General features: G+C 41.8%; 5 protein-coding genes. 3 read left to right on the top strand and 2 right to left on the bottom strand.

Features of this window, described 5'->3' with window-relative positions; translation table 11 throughout:
* Positions 1-423: 423 nt before the first annotated feature.
* On the bottom strand, positions 424-1,302 hold the full coding sequence (locus tag RT064_RS03690; protein WP_313061570.1) for a lysophospholipid acyltransferase family protein: 879 nt from the start codon (positions 1,300-1,302) through the stop codon (positions 424-426).
* Positions 1,303-1,546: 244 nt separating this feature from the next.
* Positions 1,547-2,545 (bottom strand): GNAT family N-acetyltransferase, encoded by a 999-nt coding sequence (locus RT064_RS03685; RefSeq protein WP_313061568.1) that lies wholly within the window; start codon positions 2,543-2,545, stop codon positions 1,547-1,549.
* A gap of 66 nt (positions 2,546-2,611) precedes the next feature.
* On the opposite strand from RT064_RS03685, the gene RT064_RS03680 reads away from it, so the two are divergent.
* From RT064_RS03680 to RT064_RS03670, 3 genes are all read left to right on the top strand, one after another.
* Positions 2,612-2,770, top strand: a complete 159-nt coding sequence (locus RT064_RS03680; protein ID WP_313061565.1) for a hypothetical protein — start codon at positions 2,612-2,614, stop codon at positions 2,768-2,770.
* Positions 2,771-2,951: 181 nt separating this feature from the next.
* The gene (gene hflX, locus RT064_RS03675) at positions 2,952-4,319 is read left to right on the top strand and encodes a ribosome rescue GTPase HflX (RefSeq protein ID WP_313061562.1); all 1,368 of its coding nucleotides are present in this window, start codon (positions 2,952-2,954) and stop codon (positions 4,317-4,319) included.
* Between the two features lie 765 nt (positions 4,320-5,084).
* Positions 5,085-5,849, top strand: coding sequence for a lytic transglycosylase domain-containing protein (locus tag RT064_RS03670; RefSeq protein ID WP_313061559.1), 765 nt, complete (start codon positions 5,085-5,087; stop codon positions 5,847-5,849).
* The last annotated feature ends 151 nt before the right edge of the window (positions 5,850-6,000 follow it).

The following is a 6,000-nucleotide window of genomic DNA, read 5'->3' as shown; positions in this document are numbered from 1 at the left end:
CTTGTGTAAACTTATGTCGTTTATTGGGGTTTACACAAAATATTTTACAGTCTCATCTAATCGGTATTAAACTCACTCGTCATTGTGGCGGGCAGATTGTAAAAATAACGGTACAAAATAATCGTATAAAAATGACCGTGCACAAATAGATGACAAACGTTGTCCAGTGACGGTTTGATTAAGCGTGGCTCATAGGTGATTGATGCAGGTTAATGGTTTAACCGCTGTAGCGACTATTTAATCGCAAGTGATTGTCACATAACGTTTTGTTGTACATATGATAACTGATTTGATGAAATTTTTACCTTTCATTACAATACAATGAGACTGAAAAATTTTGGTGAGCGTCTGTGATATTCAAATAATAAAAAAAAGCCAAGTCGATGACAGCTTGGCTTTTACAGTTAACAATAACCGTAACAATTAAGGTTTTTTAGCGTGAAGCACTTGCCCATGCAAACGCGCCAGTCCATCCACCATGCGCTGCTGCAAGATAGCGGTAATTTCGTTGCGGGTTTTACCCGCAGGGTCAATGGCTGCTAATGGCAACACATACGCTTTGGCAGGGGGGTTATCAAGGACACGTTTGACGCTATCTATCAAGCTAATATCGCCATAATACGGAATGTTTTGGTCAAGTTCGCCATCTTGGTTGACATAGCAAATCACAATCGGTTGAATGAGCACTTGGCTGTCCATCGCAGACTGCAACAAGTTGCCATAAATACGTTTAATCGCTGTGCCGTCTGTGGTCGTCGCTTCTGGGAAGAAAACCACGGGTGAGCCTTGTGATAAAAACTCACGCATCTGCTCACTGATTTTGCTGGTATCGCCCGAACCGCGCTGGATAAATAAAGTGTGGGCGGTGGTCGCCATCCAGCCAATCACCGGCCAATTCGCGATTTCAGCTTTGGATAAAAAGAAAGTCGGTACAATACTACCCACCACGGGGATATCAAGCCAAGAGATATGGTTGCTCGCCCATAGTGCGTGATGCGTCGGTATTGGCTCAAGTGCAATCACCTCAATGCCTAACGCTTTGAGCGATTTTTTACAGAATTTTTGAATCAGTTGGATGATTTGCTGATTATCGGGATTTGGTGTGTGGCTAATCTGCCACGCATAGCCAATACCTGTTTGAATCGCTGCCATTAAATTCATAACGCGCTTGCTGCGTTGCCACTGGGTCGCCAAATTCTTTTTACTATAGGTAGCAGGTTGTCGCAGTTGTTTTGCTGTTTCGCTAAGCAGGCTAGTAATCGTCAACGCCGATGGCGCGGTTTTATGGTTAGATTTTTGCATAAGGTAAATATGTGAATGAAAAATTGTGGATGTAGTATAGCAAATTATTGGGCACACGGCTTACTGCATCTGTTTGAGTTTTAACAATAACCCAATAGCAATCACTAAGTAACAATAGCCTAGTAATAATAACCGAGTAGTAATCACTAAGTATCAATCACTAAGTATCAATCACTCAATAACAGTAACCAAACCCAGTTTATATTGGTCAAGATTAGCACTTTTGCCTTTATCAATAAACAAGTTAGTGCAAATAGTGCTGATAGCGCGGTTTGACTTGTTCAAACGGCAACCAAACAAACACATCAGCACAGTCAAACTCAGGGTCATAACAAGCCGCTGCGCCAACACTACAGCCCATTTTGACGTACATTTTTAACAGCGCTGGCAAGGCAAAATTTTGCGGATTCGCCAAGTCCACATCAGCCACTTGCGCCAAATCGATAGCGGATAATTTGTCTTCTGGCAATTTACGGGTCACTTTGACATCTAGCTTGGTACTATCAAGCTGATGATCTAACCAGTTTTGCACATTGCTCTCTTCCATCGGAACTGAGGCACAGCCCATAAACGCATTGACATTGTAAGCTTTGGCAACTGCCGCGATGGATTCCCACAAATGATTAATCGTGGTAATACCTCGGTAATCTGGGTGCACACAGGTGCGACCGATTTCTAGCACATTATACGGGTAATCATCGAGCAAGCGACCCAGTTTAAACTCATGCTCGCTATAAAACTGCCCAGCTTTTATCGCGCCGTTTTTATCTAATAATCGGGTGGTTGCCACCGCGAGTGGCTGCCCAAAGCTATCTTGCCGAGTTTCGTCATACACCACCACATGGGTGCAATAATTATCAAAATCATCCCGATCTAGCGGCTGCTCTGAGCTTGGATGAAATCCCGCAAAACTTACTGAAAATGCTTGGGTAAAGGTCAAAGTACGTAGGCGCTGGGCATTGAGTAAATGCTGCTCGGTTTGTAGCGAAAACTTATCCTCACTCACGTTAATAATCACTGACTTAAATAACGGGCGTTGGCGGGTACTTGGGCAGCTAAGCGTTGGCTTCACCAGCGGTGCTAGCGTCTCTACCACAGCCATATCAGCAAAATTATGTGCCAGCAACTGCGCAATTAACTGGGTATTAAAAAGACTATCAACAGGATAAGTGGCGATATCTTCGTATAATTTGGCGCCGTTATTTTGTGCTACAAAATTAGTTTGTTCTACAAAATCAGTCATCTTACTGTTACCTATGGTGGTTTTTGCTATGGCATTAGCCAGCTGCTGAGCGAAAAATGCCTTAGCTTGTCACTGACTCATTCTCAACGCTACAAAGTCGCCATCATCCGATTTGATAGTAGTCTGCATGAGGTCAGTATGCGTGACACCGGTGTCGTTTCAATGACGTTTTCATGGCAAAACCATGACCAAACCTGCGCCTTTACCCCCGTTTTAAGTTACTAATTGTAAATTTGATTAAAAGTTCTGCAAAAAAACCTTATATTGATATGCATAATCCATCTATCGTGTCTAGCGCTTTTCTAATGCGGCTATCGACTATTTAAGCGAATGTTTAACCTAATAGACTTAGATAATATATTTAGATATAGACACATTTTTACACTCACAACGAAAGGATAAATCATTGGAGTATTTTGAGCGTTATGAAGGTGGTGAAAAAGCCATCTTAGTCCATTTAAATATTACCCATCTCAATGACCCAGACGATTTGGAAGAATTTGAATTACTGGTGGATTCGGCAGGGGCACAAAAACAAGCCTTGGTCACAGGTACGCGGTCTAAGCCTGACGCCAAATACTTTGTGGGTACGGGTAAAGCTGAAGAAATCGGTGAACTTGTCAAGCAATATGAGGCAGATATTGTCATTTTTAACCATAGTTTGACCCCATCGCAGGAGCGCAATATTGAGCGCTTGGTGCAGTGCCGTGTGCTTGATAGAACGGGTCTTATCTTGGATATTTTTGCCCAGCGTGCGCGAACCTATGAAGGTAAACTGCAAGTTGAACTTGCCCAGCTTAATCACTTAGCGACTCGCTTGGTACGCGGCTGGACGCACTTGGAACGCCAAAAAGGCGGTATTGGTCTGCGCGGTCCAGGCGAAACCCAGCTGGAAACCGATAGACGCTTGTTACAGGTGCGTGTTGGGCAGCTCAAAGCCAAGCTTGATAAGGTCAAACAAACCCGCGCGCAAGGTCGTGCCAAACGCCAAAAATCCTCAGTGCCGACAATTTCACTGGTCGGTTATACCAATGCGGGTAAATCAACCTTGTTTAATACCTTGACCCATGAAAATATCTATGCCGCCAATCAGCTATTTGCGACGCTTGACCCGACGCTACGGAGTGTGTCGTGGTCGGGCGTGGGTAAGGTGGTACTTGTCGACACGGTCGGTTTTGTTCGTCATTTGCCGCATGAGCTAGTGGAAGCCTTCCATGCCACGCTAGAAGAAACCTTAGAGGCAGATTTGTTACTGCATGTCATTGATAGTCACCGTGAAGACATGCATGAGCAAATCGCCGCGGTACAATCCGTGTTAGCGGAAATTGATAATCAAGTGCCTGTGCTAAACGTGTTTAATAAAATTGACCTTACAGGTGAACCGCCCCATATTGGTTATAGTGATAAAGCCAAGCCCAATAGAGTGTATGTCTCTGCTCATGAGCAATTAGGTATCGAGCAACTCACCCTTGCCGTGCAGCAGTTATTGGTAGGTCAATTACAGCGGTTTGAATTAACCTTACCCGCCAATTTTGGACAATTGCAACACGAACTGCATAAGTTAGAAGTGATTGAAGACCTCAACTATGATGAAACGGGTCAAACCAAACTGACTACCATGATGTCGGTGGACAAGCTTAAGCAGTTGTTGGGTGAATTTGGTATCGCACCTGAGGAAGTGTTGTCGCAAGCCCAAGCCAAACTGCTTGCGCCAGTGCTTGAACCATTTGAACAATTGCTACAGCAGCCATTGGATACCGCCGACGAGACATAACTTGTTAGCCATTTAACAATATAACAATAGTAGACCTGCATTAAAAATTAAGTTGGTGCAGGTTTTTTTTGGGCATATAAATGACCATACAGCCTGATAAACTGCGCTTATTGACTATAAGTTGATTAAATCTTAACAATCTATTCGTCAATTTGTCATTCTTTTGTCATGTCGCCCATAACGCTATCAGATATTTCTCAGTTATTTTGGGGGTTATTTGAGTTTATTTTTTATCAATATCAAACATTTAGGTTATTTTCCCCAATTTATGTGGATAACCATGTGGATAACTTCTGACTTGACACCAATAAACCGCATATCACTATAGGTTATCTCTAAATTGGTTATTTTTTAACCAATTATTTTAGTTATATAAATCATAGAGTTATAGTTTTTTGCGAAGTGCAAGCAAAAAATTTTAATTTTTTTTTAAGTTTTAAGGCTTGAAAATTTGATAGTTTTTATGGCTAAAAATTTTGAACCCTTGTTTTTCTAATCCTTCGTATCCAACCTAAAAGGTCTACAAGTTTTTTGGCCATTTTTCCTCTTTTTCCCCCTTATCTGATTTTTTGTAAACTTTAACCAGTTTTTGACAGATTTATGGTATATTTCATGCCAATTCTTTTATAATATTGTTATCAAATGTCATTGAAACATAACGAATTTTATCTTTTTATGTCAGTTTAAAGCATTACGCTAACTTCAAATTTTATAGTCATGTGCTTTACCGTGATGTATTGTCAAAAATTTTACATAGGTATATTTATGGTATTGTTTGCAAAGAAAAATCGCCTAGCCTATTTGCTATCGGCTTCCCTACTGTCATTGGGTAGTTTGGCAAGTGTGGATGCAGCGAACGCTGGCAATATGTATGTGTTTAAAGATAGCAACGGTCAGGTACTGTTGACCAATGTAGTCAGCAACAACCGCCCTGCAGGAAATAATTTCCAAAACTTTACCAAAAAAGTCAAAGTGACTTATTACGCGGATACCAATGTGCATAGTTATAGCAATTGGGGCGCCAATGAAGCTGCAGTAGCTGCCAGTGCGCGTGGCAACAAAAATAGCTATGATAGTATGATTGTGGCTTCTGCGCTGCGTCATGGTGTCGACCCTGCATTGATGAAAGCCATGATGCATACTGAATCAGGTTTCAATCCCAACGCACGCTCGCCTGTTGGAGCACAGGGTTTAATGCAATTAATGCCTGCGACAGCTAGACGTTTTGGTGTGTATAATGCTTGGAACCCTGCCGAGAACATCGAAGGCGCAGCAAAGTATTTGAAATTTTTACAAAACCGTTTTGGTAATGTTCAGCATGTGATAGCGAGCTATAATGCCGGTGAAGGCAACGTCAGTAAATACGGCGGTATTCCCCCATTTCGTGAAACCCGTGACTACGTACAACGTGTGTTAAGCCGCTACAACAACCTATATCGCAATGACCCCAATCTGCGCTCTAGTACTAGCAGCAATGGCTTTCAAAATGTTAGCTATAATTCATCAAATCCTTATACGATTGTCCGCTAACAACCATGTCTATAAGCCCAAAACCAGAAGCCCAAAGCCAGTTTAATACTGGCTTTTTTTATGTTACAAATTTATGCTACTTTTCCCTTTAATTTGTTGCATTAAACGCTATTATATTAAATATCATAGTCAACTTATTGTTGATAAGTAT

The organism is Moraxella sp. CTOTU49097 (assembly GCF_032064105.1).
Taxonomy (GTDB): domain Bacteria; phylum Pseudomonadota; class Gammaproteobacteria; order Pseudomonadales; family Moraxellaceae; genus Faucicola; species Faucicola osloensis_B.
The sequence above is the reverse complement of the archived record's forward strand: the minus strand, read 5'-3'. Positions and strand labels throughout refer to the sequence as shown.